This is a genomic window from Streptomyces sp. NBC_00525 (assembly GCF_036346595.1).
Classification (GTDB): Bacteria; Actinomycetota; Actinomycetes; order Streptomycetales; family Streptomycetaceae; genus Streptomyces.
The window spans coordinates 1510115-1530077 of sequence record NZ_CP107834.1 but is presented as its reverse complement, the minus strand read 5'-3'; the positions used below and the strand labels follow the sequence as shown (position 1 = coordinate 1530077).

Annotated in this window: 19 protein-coding genes; 6 read left to right on the top strand and 13 right to left on the bottom strand. The window is 72.6% G+C overall.

What is annotated here, in order from left to right:
• The first annotated feature begins 230 nt into the window (after window positions 1-230).
• Window positions 231-2360, top strand: a complete 2130-nt coding sequence (locus tag OG710_RS06790; protein ID WP_330238507.1) for an MMPL family transporter — start codon at window positions 231-233, stop codon at window positions 2358-2360.
• 75 nt (window positions 2361-2435) lie between these two features.
• Here OG710_RS06790 and OG710_RS06785 read toward each other — a convergent pair whose 3' ends face one another.
• The 3 genes from OG710_RS06785 to glnII form a co-directional block, all read right to left on the bottom strand.
• Complete coding sequence (locus OG710_RS06785; RefSeq protein ID WP_330238506.1) at window positions 2436-3035, bottom strand: winged helix-turn-helix domain-containing protein; 600 nt, start codon at window positions 3033-3035, stop codon at window positions 2436-2438.
• Between the two features lie 299 nt (window positions 3036-3334).
• Window positions 3335-4246, bottom strand: coding sequence for a DUF6891 domain-containing protein (locus tag OG710_RS06780; protein WP_330238505.1), 912 nt, complete (start codon window positions 4244-4246; stop codon window positions 3335-3337).
• A 117-nt stretch (window positions 4247-4363) separates the two neighbouring features.
• Window positions 4364-5398 carry a glutamine synthetase gene (gene glnII, locus OG710_RS06775; protein WP_330238504.1) on the bottom strand — a complete coding sequence of 345 codons (1035 nt, stop codon included), beginning with the start codon at window positions 5396-5398 and terminating at the stop codon, window positions 4364-4366.
• A gap of 166 nt (window positions 5399-5564) precedes the next feature.
• Here glnII and OG710_RS06770 point away from each other — a divergent pair, with 166 nt between their 5' ends.
• Complete coding sequence (locus OG710_RS06770; protein WP_330238503.1) at window positions 5565-6479, top strand: Gfo/Idh/MocA family protein; 915 nt, start codon at window positions 5565-5567, stop codon at window positions 6477-6479.
• Between the two features lie 61 nt (window positions 6480-6540).
• Here the strand turns inward: OG710_RS06770 and OG710_RS06765 are convergent, their stop codons facing one another.
• On the bottom strand, window positions 6541-6909 hold the full coding sequence (locus OG710_RS06765) for an arsenate reductase family protein (protein ID WP_111332373.1): 369 nt from the start codon (window positions 6907-6909) through the stop codon (window positions 6541-6543).
• Between the two features lie 141 nt (window positions 6910-7050).
• Here OG710_RS06765 and OG710_RS06760 point away from each other — a divergent pair, with 141 nt between their 5' ends.
• Entirely contained in the window at window positions 7051-7332 is a 282-nt protein-coding gene (locus OG710_RS06760) for a hypothetical protein (RefSeq protein WP_111332375.1), read from the top strand.
• Window positions 7333-7373: 41 nt separating this feature from the next.
• Here OG710_RS06760 and OG710_RS06755 read toward each other — a convergent pair whose 3' ends face one another.
• Entirely contained in the window at window positions 7374-7817 is a 444-nt protein-coding gene (locus tag OG710_RS06755; protein WP_111332377.1) for a hypothetical protein, read from the bottom strand.
• A 119-nt stretch (window positions 7818-7936) separates the two neighbouring features.
• Window positions 7937-8311, bottom strand: coding sequence for a VOC family protein (locus OG710_RS06750; RefSeq protein ID WP_111332379.1), 375 nt, complete (start codon window positions 8309-8311; stop codon window positions 7937-7939).
• A gap of 530 nt (window positions 8312-8841) precedes the next feature.
• Between OG710_RS06750 and OG710_RS06745 the strand changes: the two genes are divergently transcribed.
• A complete protein-coding gene (locus OG710_RS06745; protein ID WP_330238502.1) occupies window positions 8842-10362 on the top strand; it encodes a SulP family inorganic anion transporter in 1521 nt (506 codons plus the stop codon).
• A 71-nt stretch (window positions 10363-10433) separates the two neighbouring features.
• On the opposite strand, the gene glnA is transcribed toward OG710_RS06745, so the two are convergent.
• Window positions 10434-11843, bottom strand: a complete 1410-nt coding sequence (gene glnA / locus OG710_RS06740) for a type I glutamate--ammonia ligase (RefSeq protein WP_330238501.1) — start codon at window positions 11841-11843, stop codon at window positions 10434-10436.
• Between the two features lie 209 nt (window positions 11844-12052).
• On the opposite strand from glnA, the gene OG710_RS06735 reads away from it, so the two are divergent.
• Window positions 12053-12520 carry an RDD family protein gene (locus OG710_RS06735; RefSeq protein ID WP_111332429.1) on the top strand — a complete coding sequence of 156 codons (468 nt, stop codon included), beginning with the start codon at window positions 12053-12055 and terminating at the stop codon, window positions 12518-12520.
• An 83-nt stretch (window positions 12521-12603) separates the two neighbouring features.
• Here the strand turns inward: OG710_RS06735 and OG710_RS06730 are convergent, their stop codons facing one another.
• The 4 genes from OG710_RS06730 to lipB all read right to left on the bottom strand — a co-directional run bounded on the left by OG710_RS06730 (window position 12604) and on the right by lipB (window position 15633).
• Window positions 12604-13314 carry a DUF4191 domain-containing protein gene (locus OG710_RS06730; protein WP_330238500.1) on the bottom strand — a complete coding sequence of 237 codons (711 nt, stop codon included), beginning with the start codon at window positions 13312-13314 and terminating at the stop codon, window positions 12604-12606.
• A 10-nt stretch (window positions 13315-13324) separates the two neighbouring features.
• The gene (locus OG710_RS06725) at window positions 13325-13540 is read right to left on the bottom strand and encodes an SCO2195 family GlnR-regulated protein (RefSeq protein ID WP_111332435.1); all 216 of its coding nucleotides are present in this window, start codon (window positions 13538-13540) and stop codon (window positions 13325-13327) included.
• A 185-nt stretch (window positions 13541-13725) separates the two neighbouring features.
• Window positions 13726-14661, bottom strand: a complete 936-nt coding sequence (gene lipA / locus OG710_RS06720) for a lipoyl synthase (RefSeq protein ID WP_330242173.1) — start codon at window positions 14659-14661, stop codon at window positions 13726-13728.
• 159 nt (window positions 14662-14820) lie between these two features.
• The gene (gene lipB, locus OG710_RS06715) at window positions 14821-15633 is read right to left on the bottom strand and encodes a lipoyl(octanoyl) transferase LipB (protein ID WP_330238499.1); all 813 of its coding nucleotides are present in this window, start codon (window positions 15631-15633) and stop codon (window positions 14821-14823) included.
• A gap of 296 nt (window positions 15634-15929) precedes the next feature.
• Here lipB and OG710_RS06710 point away from each other — a divergent pair, with 296 nt between their 5' ends.
• Window positions 15930-17525, top strand: coding sequence for a regulator (locus OG710_RS06710; RefSeq protein ID WP_330238498.1), 1596 nt, complete (start codon window positions 15930-15932; stop codon window positions 17523-17525).
• Between the two features lie 8 nt (window positions 17526-17533).
• Here the strand turns inward: OG710_RS06710 and OG710_RS06705 are convergent, their stop codons facing one another.
• Together OG710_RS06705 and OG710_RS06700 are read right to left on the bottom strand one after the other, a co-directional pair.
• Complete coding sequence (locus OG710_RS06705) at window positions 17534-18880, bottom strand: NAD(P)/FAD-dependent oxidoreductase (RefSeq protein WP_330238497.1); 1347 nt, start codon at window positions 18878-18880, stop codon at window positions 17534-17536.
• Between the two features lie 181 nt (window positions 18881-19061).
• A complete protein-coding gene (locus OG710_RS06700) occupies window positions 19062-19961 on the bottom strand; it encodes a TIGR01777 family oxidoreductase (RefSeq protein ID WP_111332445.1) in 900 nt (299 codons plus the stop codon).
• Window positions 19962-19963 lie beyond the last annotated feature (2 nt).

Genomic DNA, 19963 nt, shown 5'->3' with positions numbered 1-19963 from the left:
CGGGCCCTCGTACCGGCCCCGTGTCGCAGACAGTCTCACCCGCCGCACCCCGCGGGTCCCAGCCGGTTCCCCACCCGGTGGGGGTGTACCCAGCACCACCCCCGCCACCTCGCCCTATGTGCCGTGCGACCGGGGGTTTCACCGGCTGGGGCGGATCTCGGCGCCTCCCTAGATTCGAAGGCACATCGACGGACTTCCATCAACTTCCATCAACAGGGGGCGAACACGCCATGAGGCGTAACCTGGCGGCACGCATCGGTGTGTGGAGCGCACACCACCGCAAGACGGCCATTCTCGGCTGGCTGCTCTTCGTCGTACTCGCCGCGGGCATCGGCGGCGCCTCGGGCATGGTCGAGATGACCAACGCGGAGAACACCGCCGGGGACTCGGCCCGCGCCGAACAGATCCTCGCCGACGCCGGACTCGCCCACCGGGCCGGCGAACTCGTCATGGTGTCGTCCGCCGAACCGGACGGCTGGAAGGCCGCCGCCCGCGAACTCGCCACCGCCGTCGAGGACACCGGCGAGGTCACCGGTCTCGCGGACCCGGTCCCCTCCGAGGACCGCAAGGATGCGCTGATCACCTTCGAGATGAAGGGCGACCCCGACACCGCGGCCGACCGCGTCCAGCCCGTGCTGGACGCCGTCGCCGGGGTCCAGGAGAAGCACTCCGGCGTCACCGTCAGCCAGTTCGGCGACGCCAGCGCCGGCAAATGGCTCGGCGACCTGCTCTCCGACGACTTCAAGAAGGCCGAGTTCACCGCCGTACCGCTGGCCCTCGGCATCCTGCTGGTCGCCTTCGGCGCCGTCGTCGCCGCCCTGCTGCCCGTGGGCCTCGCCCTCACCGCCTGCATGGCCGCCTTCGGACTGCTCTCCCTCGCCAGCCACCAGCTGCACCTCTTCCAGACCACGTACTCCGTGATGTTCCTGATGGGCTTCGCCGTCGGCGTCGACTACTGCCTGTTCTACCTGCGCCGCGAACGCGACGAACGGGCCGCCGGACGCGACGCCGAGACCGCCCTGCGCATCGCCGCCGCCACCAGCGGCCGCGCCGTCCTCGTCTCCGGGCTCACCGTCATGGTCGCCATGGCCGGCATGTTCCTGTCCGGCCTGATGCTCTTCAAGGGCTTCGCGCTGGCCACCATCACCGTCGTGTTCATCGCCATGCTGGGCTCCGTCACCGTGCTGCCCGCCCTGCTCTCCTGGCTCGGCGACCGCATCGAGGCCGGCCGGGTGCCCCTGCTGAACCGGCGTGGCAAGCGCGGCCGCAAGCAGAGCGGCGGCTTCGCGGGCCGGGTGCTGCGCCCCGTCCTGAACCGGCCGAAGCTCTTCGCCGCCGCCTCCGTCGCCGTCCTGCTGGTCCTCGCCGCGCCCGCCGTCGGCATGAAGACCGAATCCCTGGGCCTGGAGAAGCAGTTCGGCTCCGACTCCGCGCTGTCCGTCGCCTACCGCCAGATCAGCGAGACCTTCCCCGGCGGCCCCGCCCCGGCCCACGTCGTCGTCGAGGCCGACGACATCACCGCCCCCGCCGTACGCGAGGCCCTCGCCGGCTTCGACGACGTCACCGTCCACCGGGCGAAGAACGTCGCCGAGTTCGAGGTGCCGCTCCCCGGCGGCGAGCAGGGCCTCACCGACCTGCGCGAGGACCGGCTGTCCGCCGCCTTCGACGGAACAGGCGCCCGCGCCTACGTCACCGGCGAGGTCGCCACGTCCGTCGACTTCAACGACCAGCTCAAGCGCGGCATCGCCCCCGTCTTCCTCTTCATCACCGCCGTGACGTTCCTCCTGATGCTGTTCTGCTTCCGCTCCTACGTCATCGCCGTGACGTCGATCCTGCTCAACCTGCTGTCGGTGGGCGCCGCCTACGGCGTGATGACCGCGGTCTTCCAGCACGGCTGGGGCGCCGGGCTCATCGGCTCGGAGGGCGTCGGCGCGGTCGAGTCCTGGATGCCGCTGTTCGTCCTCGTCGTCCTCTTCGGCCTCTCGATGGACTACCACGTCTTCGTGGTCTCCCGTATCCGCGAGGCCCGCGGCCGGGGCCTCGCCACCCGGCCCGCGATCGACGAGGGCATCCGCGCCACGGCCGGCGCGGTGACCGGCGCGGCCGTGATCATGGTGGCGGTGTTCTCCGTCTTCGCGACCCTGTCCATGCAGGACATGCAGCAGATGGGCGTCGGCCTGGCCGTCGCGGTGCTCCTTGACGCCACGGTCGTACGGATGGTGCTGCTGCCCTCCGTGATGGCACTGCTCGGCGAGCGCAACTGGCGCACCCCGCGCGGCCTCGGCCGGCTCCCCAGCCTGGACCACAGCGAGCCGGAGCCCGTCGCCGCCGCCACCCCGGTCGGGCCGGGAATGCGCTGACCGGGACGGTACGAGGACGGGCCCCGGCCCCGGTAGCGGATACCGGGACCGGGGCCCGCCCCCGTGCGCAGTCCGTCAGGGCGCGTACTTGTACCCGACCCGGCGCACCGTCTGGATCGAACGGCGGTGCTCGGCGCCCAGCTTGCGGCGCAGCCGGGCGATGTGCACGTCCACGGTGCGGCCGTCGCCCACGTGCCCGTAGCCCCAGACCGTCGTCACCAGCTGGTCGCGGGTGTGGACACGGTGGGGGTGGGCCACCAGATGGGCCAGCAGCTCGAACTCCAGGTACGTGAGGTCGAGCGGCCGCCCCTGCACCGACGCGGCGCGGCGCACCGGGTCGATGGCCACCGGCCCCGCGCCCGCCGCGCCGGAACCCGCCGGGCCCGGACCCGCCGCCTCCACCGAGTGCCCCGGAACCGCGTACCGGGCGGCGGCAGCGGCGAAGGCGGGCTGCTGGTCGGCGGGCACGAGCACCAGATAGCCGACCATCGGCGGCCGGCCCGGCAGACTGGGCAGGGAGTGCTGGGGCGCCGGCAGCCAGGTCGTGCCCGGCGCGAGCAGCGCGGACACATCGGCCTGCTGAACGGCCTCGTCGGGGGCGACGGCACGCAATCGGTGCCGGGCGGGGGAGGAGGGGCGGACGGCGGCAGCGGAGAAGGAACGGTTGTTCGCCATGAGGGGTCAGCTCTTTCGCGCGAGGAGTCGTCGAACGGACGGACTTGCTGCGTACGCGCGCGGACCCGAGACCGGGTGAGGGCTCTAGAGGGCCGACGCGCTCGGCGCGCGACAACACACCCGGTCGAAGTCGTGATGCTGACGGGACGGCCAGAACGGTTCCAGGTCGCTGCGACCTGTCGAGGTGTGCGGGAAACCGGCCATGCCCCCATTGAAGCAGAGAACCCCGCCCCGCAGCAGACCGCTCCCAGCCGCCGGCCCGCCCCTCCGCCCGCGACCCGGCACCCCTCCGCCGGCTCCTAACCCACCAGCCGCTTGCGCCAGTCCAGGTTCGTCAGCCCGATCGCCCGGTCCGGCGAACCGTCCCACTCCGCGGTCAGCCCCGCCTCCTCCAGCGCGGCCACCACCTCGCGGCCCACGGCGGCGGTCGTCTCCCCGGAACCGTCGAACCCGCCGTAGTACAGCGAGAGCCCGTGCCCGGCGGCGGCGCTCTCCGTGCCCTGGAAGTGGAAGAAGACGAAACCGCGGGCGTCCTCGCGCCCGGCCTCCCGGATCTCGCTCGTCCCGCACGAACGGCAGCACGTGAAATGCTCGCGAGCGGTGATGCCGCCCCAGTCCAGCGCGGCGAACGCCCGCGCCAGCCGCTCCGGGTCCGTCTCGCCCTCCCAGCCCCGCTGCTCGGCCACCCGCTCCAGCCAGAGCCGCTCCACCAGCTGTCTGGCCTGCGCCCGCGTCACCGGCCGCACCCCGTCCTTCACCAGGTAGTCCTCGGCGGCCTCGGTGAGCGTGGACACCGTCCCGTAACCGCCGCGCAGCAGCTCCCGGACCCGCGCCTCCAACTGCTCCCGGATCTCCGCGGGCAGCTCCGGCACCGGGTCCGGCTCCGGTATCCCCGCGCTCTCCCAGACCATGCCCCCGTCCCAGCCCGGCTCCTGGCGCGCCCAGCGCGTCATCAGCTCCGCGACCCGCTCCGGATCGTCGAGGACGGCGCGGACATGGCTCGACGCCGAGCCCGTACGGTGCTCCAACTCGTAGGCGCCGCCCGCCTCGTGCCACACCTGGATGAAGGTGCCGGGGAGGTCGGGTATCCGCTGGACCACCAGGAAGCGGTCCCTCGGTTCGCCGATGCGGTGCACCAGAGCGCTCAGCGCCTCCTCGGAGACGCGCGTACGGGGGTGCTGGTTCTCGGTCGCGACCTTGATGTCGAGCATGGCGCCAGCCTGGCACACCCCACTGACAGCGCCGGGCGCGCATGCGCGGGAGGCGCCCGCCGCGCGACTCGCGGCGGACGCCTCCCGGTGGTTGCCCTCCGACGGCGCGGCGGCCGGTCAGACCTGGCCGGCCTTCTCCAGCGCGGCGCAGCAGGTGTCCACGATCAGCCGCGTGACGACGTACGGGTCGACGTTGGCGTTGGGGCGGCGGTCCTCGATGTAGCCCTTGCCGTCCTGCTCGACCTGCCACGGGATGCGCACCGAGGCGCCCCGGTCGGACACCCCGTAGCTGTACTCGTTCCACGGGGCGGTCTCGTGCAGACCGGTCAGCCGGTCGTCGATACCGGCGCCGTAGTTCTTCACGTGGTCCATCGGCTTCGAGCCCTCGCCCAGCGACTCGCAGGCGGTGATGATCGCGTCGTAGCCCTCACGCATCGCCTTCGTCGAGAAGTTGGTGTGCGCGCCCGCGCCGTTCCAGTCGCCCTTGACCGGCTTCGGGTCCAGCGTCGCGGACACGTTGAAGTCCTCGGCGGTGCGGTAGAGCAGCCAGCGGGCGATCCACAGCTGGTCGGAGACCTCCAGCGGGGACAGCGGACCCACCTGGAACTCCCACTGGCCGGGCATGACCTCGGCGTTGATGCCGGAGATGCCCAGGCCCGCCTTCAGGCAGTTGTCGAGGTGCTTCTCGACGATCTCGCGGCCGAAGATCTCGTCCGAGCCGACCCCGCAGTAGTAGCCGCCCTGCGCGGCCGGGAAGCCGCCCTCGGGGAAGCCGAGCGGCCGGTGGCCGTCGAAGAAGGTGTACTCCTGCTCGATCCCGAAGATCGCCTCCTGCCCGGCGAACCGCTCGGCGACCGGCCGCAGTTCGGCACGGGTGTTGGACGGGTGCGGCGTCATGTCGATGTCGAAGACCTCGCACAGCACCAGGATGTCGTCGCCGCCCCGGATCGGGTCCGGACACAGGAAGACCGGCTTCAGCACCCGGTCCGAGGCATGCCCCTGGGCCTGGTTGGTGCTCGACCCGTCGAAGCCCCAGATCGGCAGCGCGGCCACGTCGGACGACGGGGCGCCGGTCATGATCTTGGTCTTCGAACGGAGCTTGGCGGTCGGCTCGGTGCCGTCGATCCAGATGTACTCAGCCTTGAACGTCACGGAAGCCATCCTTTACGGGTGCTGCGGTCTATGCGGTGCAGCTTCGCAAGCCGCGATTTCCCGACCGTTGCCCTCGTGTGAACCCCGTGTTACCGAGCCCCCGCCGCACCCTCCGCCGTGCCCCCCGCCGCGCCGCCGCCCCGTCCCCACCCGGCACACTGTCCCCATGACGACACCCGAGACCCCCCTGCGCATCGGCCTCGCCGGCACCGGACCCTGGGCACGCAGCACCCACGCCCCCGCTCTCGCCGCCCACCCCGGCACCGTGTTCAGCGGAGTGTGGGGGAGGCGGGCGGAGGCCGCCGGTGAACTGGCCGGGGAGCACGGCGTACCCGCCTACTCCGGTGACGCCGGGCTCGACGAACTGTTCGCCGCGAGCGACGCCGTCGCCTTCGCGCTGCCGCCGGACGTGCAGGCCCCCCTCGCGGCCCGCGCCGCCGCGGCCGGCTGCCACCTGCTCCTGGACAAGCCCGTCGCCACCGAGGCCGCCGGCGCCCGCGAGGTGGCCGAGGCCGCCGCCAGGGCCGACGTGGCCTCCGTCGTCTTCTGCACGCTCAGGTTCGCCCCGCGCACCGCCGCCTGGATCGCCGAACAGAGCGCGACCGGCGGCTGGTTCACCGCCCGCGCCGACTGGCTCGGCGCGCTCTGGGACCCCAGGAGCGACAGCGCGTACGCCGCGTCCCCCTGGCGCCGGGAGCGCGGCGGCCTCTGGGACGTCGGCCCGCACGCCCTCTCCGTCCTGATCCCGCTCCTCGGCGACGTCACCGCGCTCACCGCCGCCCGCGGCCCCGCCGACGTGTACAACCTCGTCCTGCGCCACGCCTCCGGCGCCTCCAGCACCGTGACGCTCGCCCTGGGCGCCCCGGAGGGCGCGGCCGGCGTGGAGTTCGTCCTGCGGGGCGAGCACGGCGTCGCCACCATGCCGGACTGGGGCAGCGCGGTGGACGCGTTCACGGCGGCGGTGGACGCGCTGATCACCTCGGCGCGCACGGGCGAGGCCCACCCCTGCGACGTACGGTTCGGCCTCCACCTGACGGAACTCCTCGCCGGGGCCGAGGAGTCGGCGCAAGCCGCACGGTAGTACGGCGGGCGGGGCGTCCGGCGCGGGCGGGGCCGGGCGAAACCGGCGGGCACCCCGCCGGTCAGGACGCCCCGCGCCCCAGCGCGTCCCGCACCGCGTCCTCCGAGCGGCCGACGACCGCCGTGCCGTCGTCCGCCGTGATGATCGGACGCTGGATCAGCTTCGGATGCCCGGCGAGCGCCGTGATCCACCGCTCCCGCGCGCCCTCCTCACGCGGCCAGTCCGCGATACCCAGCTCCTTCGCCGCCGCCTCCCCCGTCCGCGTGATGTCCCACGGTTCGAGCCCGAGCCGCTCCAGCACGGCCCGGATCTCGTCCGGCGAGGGCACATCCTCCAGATAGCGGCGGACCGTGTAATCGGCCCCCTCCGCATCGAGCAAATCCATCGCGCCGCGGCACTTCGAACACGCGGGATTGATCCAGATCTCCATGGCACCCACCGTACGGGACGGTTCCCTCCAGGACCGGTCAAAGCCCCGCCGACCAGGGCCGATTGTCAGTGCCCGGCGGTAGAATCGGGGGTAGTTCGTGAGGGTTCCGATCAGTTCCGCCACCGTGCCAGGAGGTTGCCCATGGCCGCTGCCGCAGTCACGACCAAGCCGCTCCACACACCCCTGCACCAGCCGCTGAAGAAGAAGCCGCTCCCCGCCGGCCGCCCCCGCGAGTGGTACGTCTCGCACAACCGCCGGCTGAAGGCGATGCGCCTCGCCATCGCCCTGCTCGACACCGGCGTCTACCTCCCGTCCACCGCGAACAACGCCCGGATACGCGCCACCGCCCAGCGCCTCGGCATCCACCCGCCGTCCGACACCACCTGCCGCATGGTCCGCGCCCTGATCCGCTACGGCCGCTGACACACGGCGGGCGGGCCCCGGAACGATCCGGGGCCCGCCCCTCAGTACCCGTCGCAGGTGGCCGTCGCGTACGCACCCGAGGCCGCGTCCGTACGCCGCGCACCGCCGTCCACGGTCACCGCGCACGCCACGTCACCACCGCCCCGGCCCACGCTCACCTCGAACGACCCGCCGCTCAGGAAGCCCCGAGTGTCCAGCTCCCCGGCCCACGGCAGCGAACGCAGCGCCAGCCGGCCGGTCGACAGCTCGTCGCCCCGCCAGGTGCTGTACGTGAGCACCACGTCCCGCGCGGTGCCCGTCACCTCGTACCGGATGTGCACCGTCCGCGAGCCCTCCGAGCGGACCACGTCCGCGAGCACCGCCGAGACCGCCCCGGCCGCCAGCGCCAGCAGCACCGCGACCAGCAGCACCACCCACGGCCAGATCCGCCGCCGGGGAGGCCGCGGCGGGACCGGACCGCCACCGGGGGGCTCCAGATCGCTCATCCCCCCAGCCTCCGCGCCCCGCCGCCGCCCCGCGACCCCGCCGCGTCCGTCCGGCGATGGACCGGGCGGACCAGGGACGGTGGACCGGGCGGACCACGGATACGGGCGGATACGGCGGACTACAGATACGGGCGGGTGATCAGCTCGATCGCGTGCCCGGCCGGGTCCTTGAAGTAGACGCCCCGGCCGCCGTGCTCGGTATTGGTCTCACCGGACCGCTTCATCTGCGGATCGGCCCAGTGCTCGACCCCGCCCTCGACCAGCCGCGCGTAGGCGCGGTCGAACAGCTCGTCGTCGAGGAGGAACGCGTAGTGCTGCATCTGGATCTCCACCGGCGGCTCGGCGAACTGCAGCAGCACACCGTGCTCCAGCTGGATGTTGACGAACGGACCCCACGACGGGGCCTCGTCCAGCTCCAGCAGATCACGGAAGAACCGCGCGGACTCATGACGGTCCTTGGCGGCGATGATGGTGTGGTTGAACGAAACAGGCATGGTTGACGACCTCATCCTTCTCAATCGGCTCGACACTCGGAAAGAACGCGGGTGTACGAGCCGGAGGAGGTCCCCGCGCCAGGTGTGCGAAGCACCCGGCGCGGCGCGTCCGGCGGGGGCTCAGCCCTCCACCGGATAGCCGTTCCGTGCGTGGCTCAAGGCCGGTCCGGTGATCATGGACACGACCCTACGGTGATCGGGCGGCAAGGTACAGTGGTTTTCGGCGCCCCGCACCGCGCCCACGCGTGCGCGGGGCCTTCCCTGATTCCGGTGGACAGAGAGCGAGCGGGCGGATGCGCATGACGACGCACCGCAGCGCCGCCTGCCCGCCGTGACCCCTCACCCCTGAGCCCCCGGGCACCGGACCCGTCCGCGCGCCGATCCGTCCGCGCGCCGATCCGCCGGACCCGCCCCCGGCCGGCTCCCCGGCCCCCCGCGCGCACCTACGCGTCCGCCGGGCCCCGCCGTCCCCGCTGTCCACCCCCGCACGCCCTCTCCCACGGGCGCGCCCGACCGACAGGTACGCCTTCGTGTCCTCCTCCGCACCGCCCTCGCCCCCGTCCGCCCCCGCGTCCCGGCTGCGCGCCCTCAAGCCCGACTGGATCACCGACCCCAGGGTCTGGCGCACCGAGGTCCTCGGCGGCCTGGTCGTCGCGCTCGCCCTGATCCCGGAGGCGATCTCGTTCTCGATCATCGCCGGTGTGGACCCCGCGATCGGCCTGTTCGCCTCCTTCACCATGGCCGTCACGATCTCCGTCGTCGGCGGGCGCCGCGCGATGATCTCCGCGGCCACGGGCGCCGTCGCCCTGGTCATCGCCCCGCTCAACCGGGAGCACGGCTTCGGCTACCTGATCGCCGCGGTCATCCTGGCCGGCCTCTTCCAGATCGTGCTCGGCGCCCTGGGCGTCGCCAGGCTCATGCGGTTCGTGCCGCGCTCCGTGATGACCGGCTTCGTCAACGCCCTGGCGATCCTGATCTTCATGGCCCAGGTGCCCGAGATGCACGACGTGCCGTGGGCGGTCTACCCGCTGATCGCCGGGGGCCTGCTGCTGATGGTGTTCTTCCCGAAGGTCACCCGAGTGATCCCGGCGCCCCTGGTCTCCATCGTGATCCTGACCGTTACCACCGTTGCGGCCGGTATCGCGGTGCCGACGGTGGGCGACAAGGGCGAGCTGCCCTCCTCGCTCCCGGTGCCCGGCCTCCCCGACGTGCCGTTCACCCTGGACACGCTGACGACCGTCGCCCCCTACGCCCTGGCGATGGCCCTGGTCGGCCTGATGGAGTCCCTGATGACCGCCCAGCTGGTCGACGACATCACGGACACCCGCTCCAACAAGACCCGTGAGTCCATCGGCCAGGGCGTCGCCAACATCGTCACCGGTTTCTTCGGCGGCATGGGCGGCTGCGCCATGATCGGCCAGACGATGATCAACGTCCGCGTCTCCGGCGCGCGCACCCGCCTGTCGACGTTCCTGGCCGGCTCCTTCCTGATGGTGCTCTGCATCGCCTTCGGCCCGGTCGTCTCGGACATCCCGATGGCGGCCCTGGTCGCGGTCATGGTGATGGTCTCGTTCGCCACGTTCGACTGGCACTCCATCGCCCCGAAGACCCTGCGCCGGATGCCGGTGGGCGAGACGGCGGTCATGGTCATCACCGTCGCCATCGTCGTCGCCACGTCCAACCTGGCGATCGGCGTCGTCGTCGGCTCGGTCACCGCCATGGTGATCTTCGCCCGCCGCGTCGCCCACCTCGCCGACGTCACCGCGGTCACCGACCCGGACGGCTCCCAGGTCGTCTACTCCGTCACCGGCGAACTCTTCTTCGCCTCCTCCAACGACCTGGTGACCCGCTTCGCCTACGCCACCGACCCGGACAAGGTCGTCATCGACCTCTCCGCCACCCACATCTGGGACGCCTCCTCGGTCGCGGCCCTGGACGCGATCGAGACGAAGTACGCCCAGCGCGGCAAGACCGTCGAAATCGTGGGCCTCAACCAACCGAGCGCCGCCCTGCACACCACCCTGAGCGGCGAACTCACCGCCGGCCACTGAACGCGCGGAAAACACGGCGAGGGCCGCCCCCCGGGAAACCGGGGGAGCGGCCCTCGCCGTCGTCCGTGTCTTTAGAGGTCGAAGTACAGCTCGAACTCGTGGGGGTGCGGGCGGAGCTGGATCGGGGCGATCTCGTGGGTGCGCTTGTAGTCGATCCACGTCTCGATCAGGTCGGACGTGAAGACACCGCCGGCCTGGAGGTACTCGTTGTCCGCCTCCAGGGCGTCCAGGACGGCCGGCAGGGACGTCGGGACCTGCTGGACGTTGGCGTGCTCCTCGGGGGCCAGCTCGTACAGGTCCTTGTCGATCGGCTCGGCGGGCTCGATCTTGTTCTTGATGCCGTCCAGGCCGGCCATCAGGAGGGCCGAGAACGCCAGGTACGGGTTGGACGACGGGTCCGGGGCGCGGAACTCGACGCGCTTGGCCTTCGGGTTGGAGCCCGTGATCGGGATACGCATCGCGGCGGAACGGTTGCGCTGCGAGTACACCATGTTGACCGGCGCCTCGAAGCCCGGCACCAGGCGGTGGTAGGAGTTCACCGTCGGGTTGGTGAAGGCCAGCAGCGACGGGGCGTGCTTCAGGATGCCGCCGATGTAGTAGCGGGCGGTGTCCGAGAGGCCCGCGTAGCCCTGCTCGTCGTAGAACAGCGGGTCGCCGCCGGCCCACAGGGACTGGTGGACGTGCATCCCCGAGCCGTTGTCGCCGAAGATCGGCTTCGGCATGAAGGTCGCGGTCTTGCCGTTGCGCCAGGCGACGTTCTTCACGATGTACTTGAAGAGCATCAGGTCGTCGGCCGCGGCGAGCAGCGTGTTGAACTTGTAGTTGATCTCCGCCTGGCCGCCGGTGCCGACCTCGTGGTGCTGGCGCTCGATCTGCAGACCGCTCTCCTCCAGCACCAGGGACATCTCGGCGCGCAGGTCGGCGAAGTGGTCGACCGGGGAGACCGGGAAGTAGCCGCCCTTGTACCGGACCTTGTAGCCGCGGTTGTTCTCCAGCGCGCCGGTGTTCCAGGCGCCGGCCTCGGAGTCGATGTGGTAGAAGCTCTCGTTCGCCGACGTCTGGAAGCGGACGTTGTCGAAGACGTAGAACTCGGCCTCCGGGCCGAAGTACGCGGTGTCGGCGATCCCGGTCGAGGTGAGGTACGCCTCGGCCTTCTTCGCCACGTTCCGCGGGTCGCGGCTGTACTGCTCGCCGGTGATCGGGTCGTGGATGAAGAAGTTGATGTTGACCGTCTTGTCGCGGCGGAACGGGTCGACGCGGGCGGTCGACAGGTCCGCGCGCAGCGACATGTCGGACTCGTGGATGGCCTGGAAGCCGCGGATCGAGGAGCCGTCGAAGGCCAGCTCCTCCGCCGGGTCGAAGGTCGCCGCCGGGACGGTGACGTGCTGCATCACGCCGGGCAGGTCGCAGAACCGGACGTCGATGAACTTGACGTCATTGTCGGCGATGAACTTCTTCGCGTCGTCGGCGTTCTGGAACATCCAACTCCTCCTACTCCCGGCCCGGGGAGGGGTCGGGGTTGCAGCTCGTTGTGGCCAGTGCGGTGGCACACGCTGGACCCGACCATAGGCAGACCGGATTTCTCAAGCATGACCCATTTGTTTCGCGGAAGTTAACCGGCGCGGGTGCTGCGGGCCGTGTTCGCCCCCCACGGGCGAAGGCGTGCGGCCCGGCGCAGTACCGTGGTCGGGTGGACAACAGGCAAGCAATCGGATCGTGGCTCTCGGGGCCGCGCGCGGCCGCCGAGGAGATGGGCGCCGACTTCGGATACCGGGGGAAGCGGCTCGGCCTCCCCGAGGAGGGGCCCGGCGCCATCGCCCCGCTCGGCCGGCGCTTCGGAGCTCTCTTCATCGACTGGGCGCTGTGCATGCTGATCGCATACGGCCTGATCGCGCGCGGTGACCAGCAGACGGCGGGGAACTGGGCGCTCGCCGTCTTCCTCGTGATGAGCGTGCTCACCGTCGGCACGATCGGCTGCACCCCCGGCAAGCGCCTCATGGGCGTCCGCGTCATCGCCGAGGACGGCGGCCGCCTCGGCCCCGTCCGCGTGCTCCTGCGCAGCGTGCTGCTCTGCCTGGCCATCCCGGCGCTCGTCTGGGACCGCGACGGCCGCGGCCTCCACGACCGCCTGGCCCGAGCCGTACAGATCCGCGCCTGACCGTACCCGTACACAAGCGGGAGGGCGGGCCGTGAACCCAGGGGTTCACGGCCCGCCCTCCTCGTTCTCCGGACGCCGTCCGGTCAGCGCGCCTTGCCGCCGCGCGGCATCCGCATGCCCTTCGGCATGGGCCCCTTCGGGAGGGGCATGTTGCTCATCAGGTCGCCCATCGCGCGCAGGCGGTCGTTGGCGGCCGTGACCTGCGGGCCGGTCAGCACGCGGGGCATCTTCAGCATCTTGGTGCGCACCTTCTTGAGAGGCACCTGGCCCTCGCCGTTGCCGACGATGATGTCGTGGACCGGGACGTCGACCACGATCCGGGCCATCTTCTTCTTCTCGGCCGCGAGCAGGCTCTTCACCCGGTTCGGGTTGCCCTCGGCGACCAGCACGATGCCCGCCTTGCCCACGGCGCGGTGGACGACGTCCTGGTTGCGGTTCATCGCGACCGCGGGAGTGGTCGTCCAGCCCCGGCCGACCCGGTCGAGCACCGCGGCGGCGGCGCCCGGCTGGCCCTCCATCTGCCCGAAGGCGGCGCGCTCGGCGCGGCGCCCGAAGATGATCGCCATCGCGAGGAGGGCGAGCACGAACCCGAGGATGCCCAGGTAGACCGGGTGATCGATCAGGAAACCGATCGCGAGGATGACACCGAAGGTGACGATTCCCACACCCGCGACCACAAGACCGATCTTGGAGTCGGTCCGCTTGGTCATCTTGTAGGTCAGAGCGATCTGCTTGAGCCGCCCCGCGTTCTCGGCGCTGTCCGCGCCTTCAGTGGTTTTTGCCTTCCTCGCCATGCAATGAAGTTTACGTGGCCCGCGAGCGGCGGGCCGCCGCGGCCTCCCGTTGCGGTACGTAGCCGGACTCCGCCCGGTCCTCGGCCCGGCGGCGGTCCGCCAGGACGGCCGTCCAGGCGTTGCGGCGGGCCGTGCGCTGGCCGCGGCCGAGCAGCAGCGACTCGACGGCGCGGAGGGCACCGGTGACGGTCGGGATGACGGTGGCGCGTACCGGCGCGGCCTGCATCGTGGAAGTCCCCTCGGAACGAAGTGCGGGTGCCTGTGTCCAGGGTCACCGGTGGGCGTTACCGGCGCATGACCGCACGGTCACACACCCATGAAACCTCGGTACGCGCCCCGCGCACCCCGGCGCGGTCCGTCCGCGCGGTCACGCGGACGGCACCGCCCGGGAACACGGGCCCCGGAACGCGCCTACGCGGACGGCGCCGCGACCTGCGCCTCGCGCCGGTCCATCGCCTGCTGGAACAGCCGGCCGGCGCGGTACGAGGAGCGGACCAGCGGCCCGGACATGACGCCCGAGTACCCGATCGCGTCGGCCTCGTCCTTCAGCTCCACGAACTCGTGCGGCTTCACCCAGCGCTCGACGGGGTGGTGGCGCACCGAGGGCCGCAGGTACTGCGTGATCGTGATGAGCTCGCAGCCCGCCTCGTACAGGTCCCGCAGCGCCTCGCTGACCTCTTCGCGGGTCTCGCCCATGCCGAGGATCAGGTTGGACTTGGTCACCAGGCCGGCCTCGCGGGCGCGGGTGATGACCTCCAGGGAGCGCTCGTAGCGGAAGCCGGGGCGGATGCGCTTGAAGATGCGCGGCACCGTCTCCACGTTGTGCGCGAGCACCTCGGGGCGGGCGGAGAAGACCTCCGCGAGCTGGGCGGGCTCGGCGTTGAAGTCGGGGATCAGCAGCTCGACCTTGGTGCGGCCGGCCTCCCGGTCCGCCGTCTGCGCGTGGATCTGACGCACGGTCTCCGCGTACAGCCAGGAGCCGCCGTCCTCCAGGTCGTCGCGGGCGACGCCGGTGATCGTGGCGTAGTTCAGGTCCATCGTGACGACCGACTCGCCGACGCGGCGGGGCTCGTCCCGGTCCAGCGCCTGCGGCTTGCCCGTGTCGATCTGGCAGAAGTCACAGCGCCGGGTGCACTGGTCGCCGCCGATGAGGAACGTGGCCTCGCGGTCCTCCCAGCACTCGAAGATGTTGGGGCAGCCGGCCTCCTGGCACACCGTGTGCAGGCCCTCGCTCTTGACGAGTTTCTGCAGCTGGTTGTACTCGGGGCCCATCTTCGCCCGGGTCTTGATCCACTCGGGCTTGCGCTCGATGGGGGTCTGGCTGTTCCGGACCTCAAGGCGCAGCATCTTGCGCCCGTCAGGTGCGACAGACACTCCGGCACTCCCCTTTGCTTTCACTGCATTGGATTCTTCGGCGAACACCAGGGTACGCCCGTAGTTCATTCGGCTTTACGTCTGCCCAACCTGTGGCAGGTGGGGCCTATTCCCGGCGATGGGTTCCGTGGGTCACGCCGTGGCCATGGCGTCGTCGGGCCGCCCGATCGTCCGGGGGGCCAGTTCGGCGTTCTCCAGGATGTCCTTCAGGTGCTTCTCGACGACCGGGAGCACCTCGGCGATGGTGATGTCGCGGCCCAGCTCGTAGCTGAGCGAGGTCACGCCGGCGTCCCGGATGCCGCAGGGGACGATCCGGTCGAACCAGGTGTTGTCCGGGTTCACGTTGAGCGCGAAGCCGTGCATGGTGACCCCCTTGGCGACCCGGATGCCGATCGCCGCCAACTTGCGGTCCTCGCGGCGCTGCCCGGCGTTGGACGGGGCGTAGTCCGGGCCGTTGAGCCGGGGGTCGAACTCCTCGTCCTGCAGCCGCGGGTCGAAGTCCAGCGTCAGGCCGCCGACCGCGGGGCGCTCCTCGACCGGGTCGCCCAGGACCCAGACGCCGCTGCGGCCCTCCACCCGGCTGGTCGCGACGCCGAACTCGGCGGCCGTACGGATCAGCGCCTCCTCCAGGCGGCGCACGTGCGCGACGACGTCCACCGGGCGCGGGAGCTTCTGGATCGGGTAGCCGACGAGCTGGCCGGGGCCGTGCCAGGTGATCTTGCCGCCCCGGTCCACGTCGATGACGGGGGTGCCGTCGAGGGGGCGCTCGCTGTCCTCGGTGCGCCGGCCGGCGGTGTAGACGGGCGGGTGCTCCAGGAGCAGGCAGGTGTCGGGGACGGTGTCCTCGAACCGGGCCGCGTGCACCTCGCGCTGCTTCTGCCAGGCCTCCTGGTAGTCGACGGCGTTCTCGCCGAAACCCATGTGGACGAACCGGAGCTCAGTCACGGCAGCAGCCTCTCTCCTCGCGGCGGCGTGGGCCGGAGGATTTCCCCGGTACCGCGTCACCCTGCACGAATCGCGCCCGGGCCTTTCGTGAAAGACCCCGGCCACTGTACGACCGGCGGCGACGCGGCGGCCCGGCAGGTCTTCCCGTCAGCGCCGTCCACAATCCTCACACGATCGGATGAATGTGGAGCGAACGGTGCTGTCGGTGCCGCGCCGAGGGCTAAATTCGCGCCGTTCGTCAGAGGAGGCCCAGAGGGCTGCCCGCCCGGCCCCGAAGGCAGGAGACCCTACAGCTGATGTCGGAACGACCACCGCAGCGCACCCCCAACCGTCGGCTCGCCTCACTCATCACCGAGGCCGGATTCTCCAACGCCGGCCTCGCCCGCCGGGTGGATCAGCTCGGCCTCGAACACGGCCTCGACCTGCGGTACGACAAGACCTCGGTCACCCGCTGGCTGCGCGGCCAGCAGCCTCGGGGCACCACCCCCGCGCTGATCGCCGAGGTCTTCACCCGCCGCCTCGGCCGCCGGCTCTCCGCCCAGGACCTCGGGCTCGACGCCTGCGCCCCGGTGTACGCGGGCCTGGAGTTCGCCGCCACCCCGGCCGAGGCGGTGGACATCGTCAGCGGGCTGTGGCGCAAGGACTCCGGCAGCCAGACGGAGCTGCGGAAGATCGCCTTCACCCCGGCCGGGCTCGTCGTGCCCAGCCGGGACTGGCTGATCGGCCGCGCCGACGAGTGGGTCGCCCGCCCCGCGCCCGCCGCCCCCGGCCGGACCGGCGCCCCGAGGCCGCCCGCCGCCCCCGCCCCGTACCCGCCGCACGGCGCCGCCCCGGTCGTCCCCGAGCAGGGCGGCGCGCCCGGTCCCGGCGGCGGGCGGCACGGCGTGCGGGGGCCGGTCCCGTCGCGGCCCGGCGGGGCCCCCGCGCCGCCCGGCGCCCCGGCCGGCGCGGGGGTGCCCCGCCAGCGGCAGACCGAGCGGGGCTCCGGGCTCCGGGTCGGCGAGGGGGACGTCGCCGCGCTCCGGTCGGTCGCCGAACTGTTCCGCACCCTGGACCACGCCTACGGCGGCGGGCACGCCCGGCAGGCCCTCGTGCGGTATCTGGAGCACGAGACGGAGCCGATGCTGCGCGGCACGTACGGGGAGGCGACCGGGCGGCGGCTGTTCGCGGCCGCCGCCGATCTGACCAGGCTGGCCGGCTGGACCTCGTACGACATCGCGGCGCACGGCCTCGCCCAGCGCTACTTCGTCCAGGCGCTGCGGCTCTCCCAGGCGGCCGGTGACCGGGCCTACGGCAGCTATGTCCTGATCACCATGAGCCGCCAGGCGGTGTATCTCGCGCACGGCCGGGAAGCGGTCCAGCTGGCGCGGGTGGCCCAGCAGGGCATCGGATCGGCCGCGCCCCACACCGTCCTCGCCCTGCTGCACGCGGTGGAGGCGCGCGGGCACGCGGTGCTCGGCGACGCCAAGGCGTGCACGGCCTCCCTCGCGCGGGCCGAGCGCGCACTGGAGACCGCGCGCCCCGGCGACGAGGTGCCGCACTGGGCGCGCCACTTCGACGAGGCGCAGCTCGCCGACGAGTTCGGGCACTGCCACCGCGACCTCCAGCAGTACCGGACCGCCGCCCAGTACGCCGAGCGCGCGCTCCAGCTGCGGGCCCCCGCGTACGCCCGCAGCCGGCTGTTCTGCCGGGTGGTGCTGGCGTCCGCCCGGCTGGGGCTCGGGGAGCTGGAGCAGGCGTGCCGGCTGGGGGCGGAGGCCGCCCAGCAGGCGGCCGAGATGCGTTCCGTGCGCGCCGCGGAGTACGTACGGGACTTCGAGCGCAGGCTGGAGCCCTTCCGGGACGCCGCCGCCGTCCGCGGCTACCGCGAGCGGGTGGCGGCGCTGGGCTGAGCCGCCGGTCAGGCCGCCTCGGGGAGTGCCGGGGCGGGGCCGGCGGCCGGGCGCACGCCGAGGTCGTGCAGGATCGAGGCGGCGGCGCGGGCGCCCGAGGCCAGGGCGCCCTGGACGGTGCCGGTGTCGCGGTGGTCGCCGCAGACGTAGAGGCCCGCGAGGACCCGGACGGGCCGGTGCGGGTCGTGCGGCGCGGGCATCGCGGGCACCGCCTCCGGGTCGTGGTGGGCGGCCAGCAGCTCCCAGTCCCCGGTGGGTACGCCGTAGAGCGCGGCGAGATGGGCGCGGACCGTGCGGTCGAGGTCGTCGGGCGGGGTGCCGAGGACCGTGGAGCTGATCAGCGTCCGGCCGCGCGGGGCCCGGACCGGATCGACGGCGCTCATCACGGCGGTGTGCGCGACCGGGCCGGACCGGTCGGCGTCCAGGAGCAGCGAGGCGCCGGTGGGCGGCGGCTCCGGCGCGGTGTGGTGGAGCACGGTCACGGGGTGGAAGGACGGCAGCCGCAGTCCGGGCAGCAGTTCGGCGGCCGCGCTCGCCCCGGTGGCCACCAGCAAGGACCGGCAGCCCAGTTCGCCGTGTTCCTTGGTGCGTACGGAGGTGATGTCGGCGGAGGTGACGTGCACTCCGGTGCGTACGGTGCCGGGCGGCAGGGAAGCGGCCAGGAGCGCCGGCAGCGTACCCGCTCCGCCCTCCGGTACACACAGCCGTCCGCTCGCGTAGGAGCGCAGGGCGAGGTCGGCGCACCGGCTGGAGGTGGTGAGGTCCGGGTCGCTGAGCAGCGCGGTGAGCAGCGGGCGTACGAAGCCGTCGAGCGTACGGGCGGACAGCCGGCCCGACAGCGCGTCCAGCGCGGCGCGTTCGGGCCGGGCGAGGATGCGGGCCGGGGGTGTGGCGGCGAGCCGGGAGAGGGCCGCGCCGAGCCGGGCGTGGTCGATCGCGCCGCCCATGGCTCCGGTGAGGGCGCCGGTACGCGGCGGCCGGGGGGCGCTCGCGAGGGCGCGTGCCGCCTTGAGCGCGCCCCGTGTGCGGCGCGAGCGCGGTGTGCCCCGGGTTTCGCCGGTCCGGTGGCGGCGGCCTGCGCTGTGGACGAGGACGCCGGGATCGAAGGTGCGCAGGACCAGTCCGTCGAGCCCCGGTGTGGTGCGGAGCTCCGGATACGCGGTGTTGAGCAGCGGGCCGACGTGGTCGAGCCGGAATCCGTCCACCTCGTCGGTCGCCATCCGGCCGCCGACGCCGGTTCCGGCCTCCAGGACGCTGACGCTGACCCCCGCGCTGGTCAGCCGGTGGGCTGCCGACAGGCCGGCGATCCCGGCCCCGATGATGACGACGTCCGCGTGGTGTGCCGTGCTGAGCACGTGCCCTCCCCGATTCGGAGCAAGTGGTGGGGGGCTCTTGCCCTCAACCGCCCACCGGAATGCGTGCGTTCGTCAGGAGGCTAGGAGAGTGGCCCGATCGTGCGCAGTCGCGCGCGTACCGGTGCACCGATGCACGGGGTCGCACACCCGTCCGAACGGGTGTGCCGGTGCGGGGCGGCGGTCAGCGCAGTGCCGCGCGGACGGCGGAGTCGATCTCGGGGAAGGCGAATGAGAAGCCGGAGTCCAGCAGCCGGGCGGGCAGCACGCGCTGACTGCCCAACACGTCCGAGGCGAACTCGCCGAGCACGATCCGCAGCGCCGGCGCGGGTGCGGTGAACAGTGTCGGACGCCGCAGTACCCGGCCCATCGCGGCCGTCACCTCGGCGTTGGTGACGGGCGCCGGGGCCGTCAGGTTGACCGGCCCGGTCAGTTCGGGGGTGTCCAGGATGTGCCGCAGGGCCGCGATGTGGTCGTGCAGCGCGATGAAGCTCCAGTACTGCCGCCCGTTGCCCATCCGGCCACCGAGTCCCGCCCGGAACAGCGGGAACAGCCGGCCCCAGGCGCCTCCCGCTCGGGCGACCACCAGACCGGTGCGGGCGTGCACCGTACGCACCCCCGCCTCCTCGGCCGCCGCCGTGGCCTCCTCCCACTCCACGCACACCGAGGGCAGGAAGCCGTCACCGGGCGGCGCGTCCTCGTCCACCGGACGGTCCCCGGTGTCCCCGTAGAAGCCGATCGCGGACCCGGACAGCAGCACGGCGGGCGGGGTGTCGAGCGAGGCGACGGCCTCCGCGATCGCGGCGGTGCCCAGCACCCGGCTGTCCCGGATCTCCTTCTTGTAGGCCGCCGTCCAGCGGTGGTCGCCGACCCCGGCCCCGGCGAGGTGGACCACCGCGTCGCAGCCGACCAGGCCCGCCGTGTCCACGTATTCGCGCTTCGGGTCCCACTCCACCTCGTCGCCGGCGCGGGCGGGGCGGCGCACCAGGCGCACCACCTCGTGCCCGTCGGCCCGCAGCGAGCGCACCAGCGCCGCTCCGATGAGTCCGGTCGATCCGGTGACGGCGATGCGCGAGTGAGCCATGA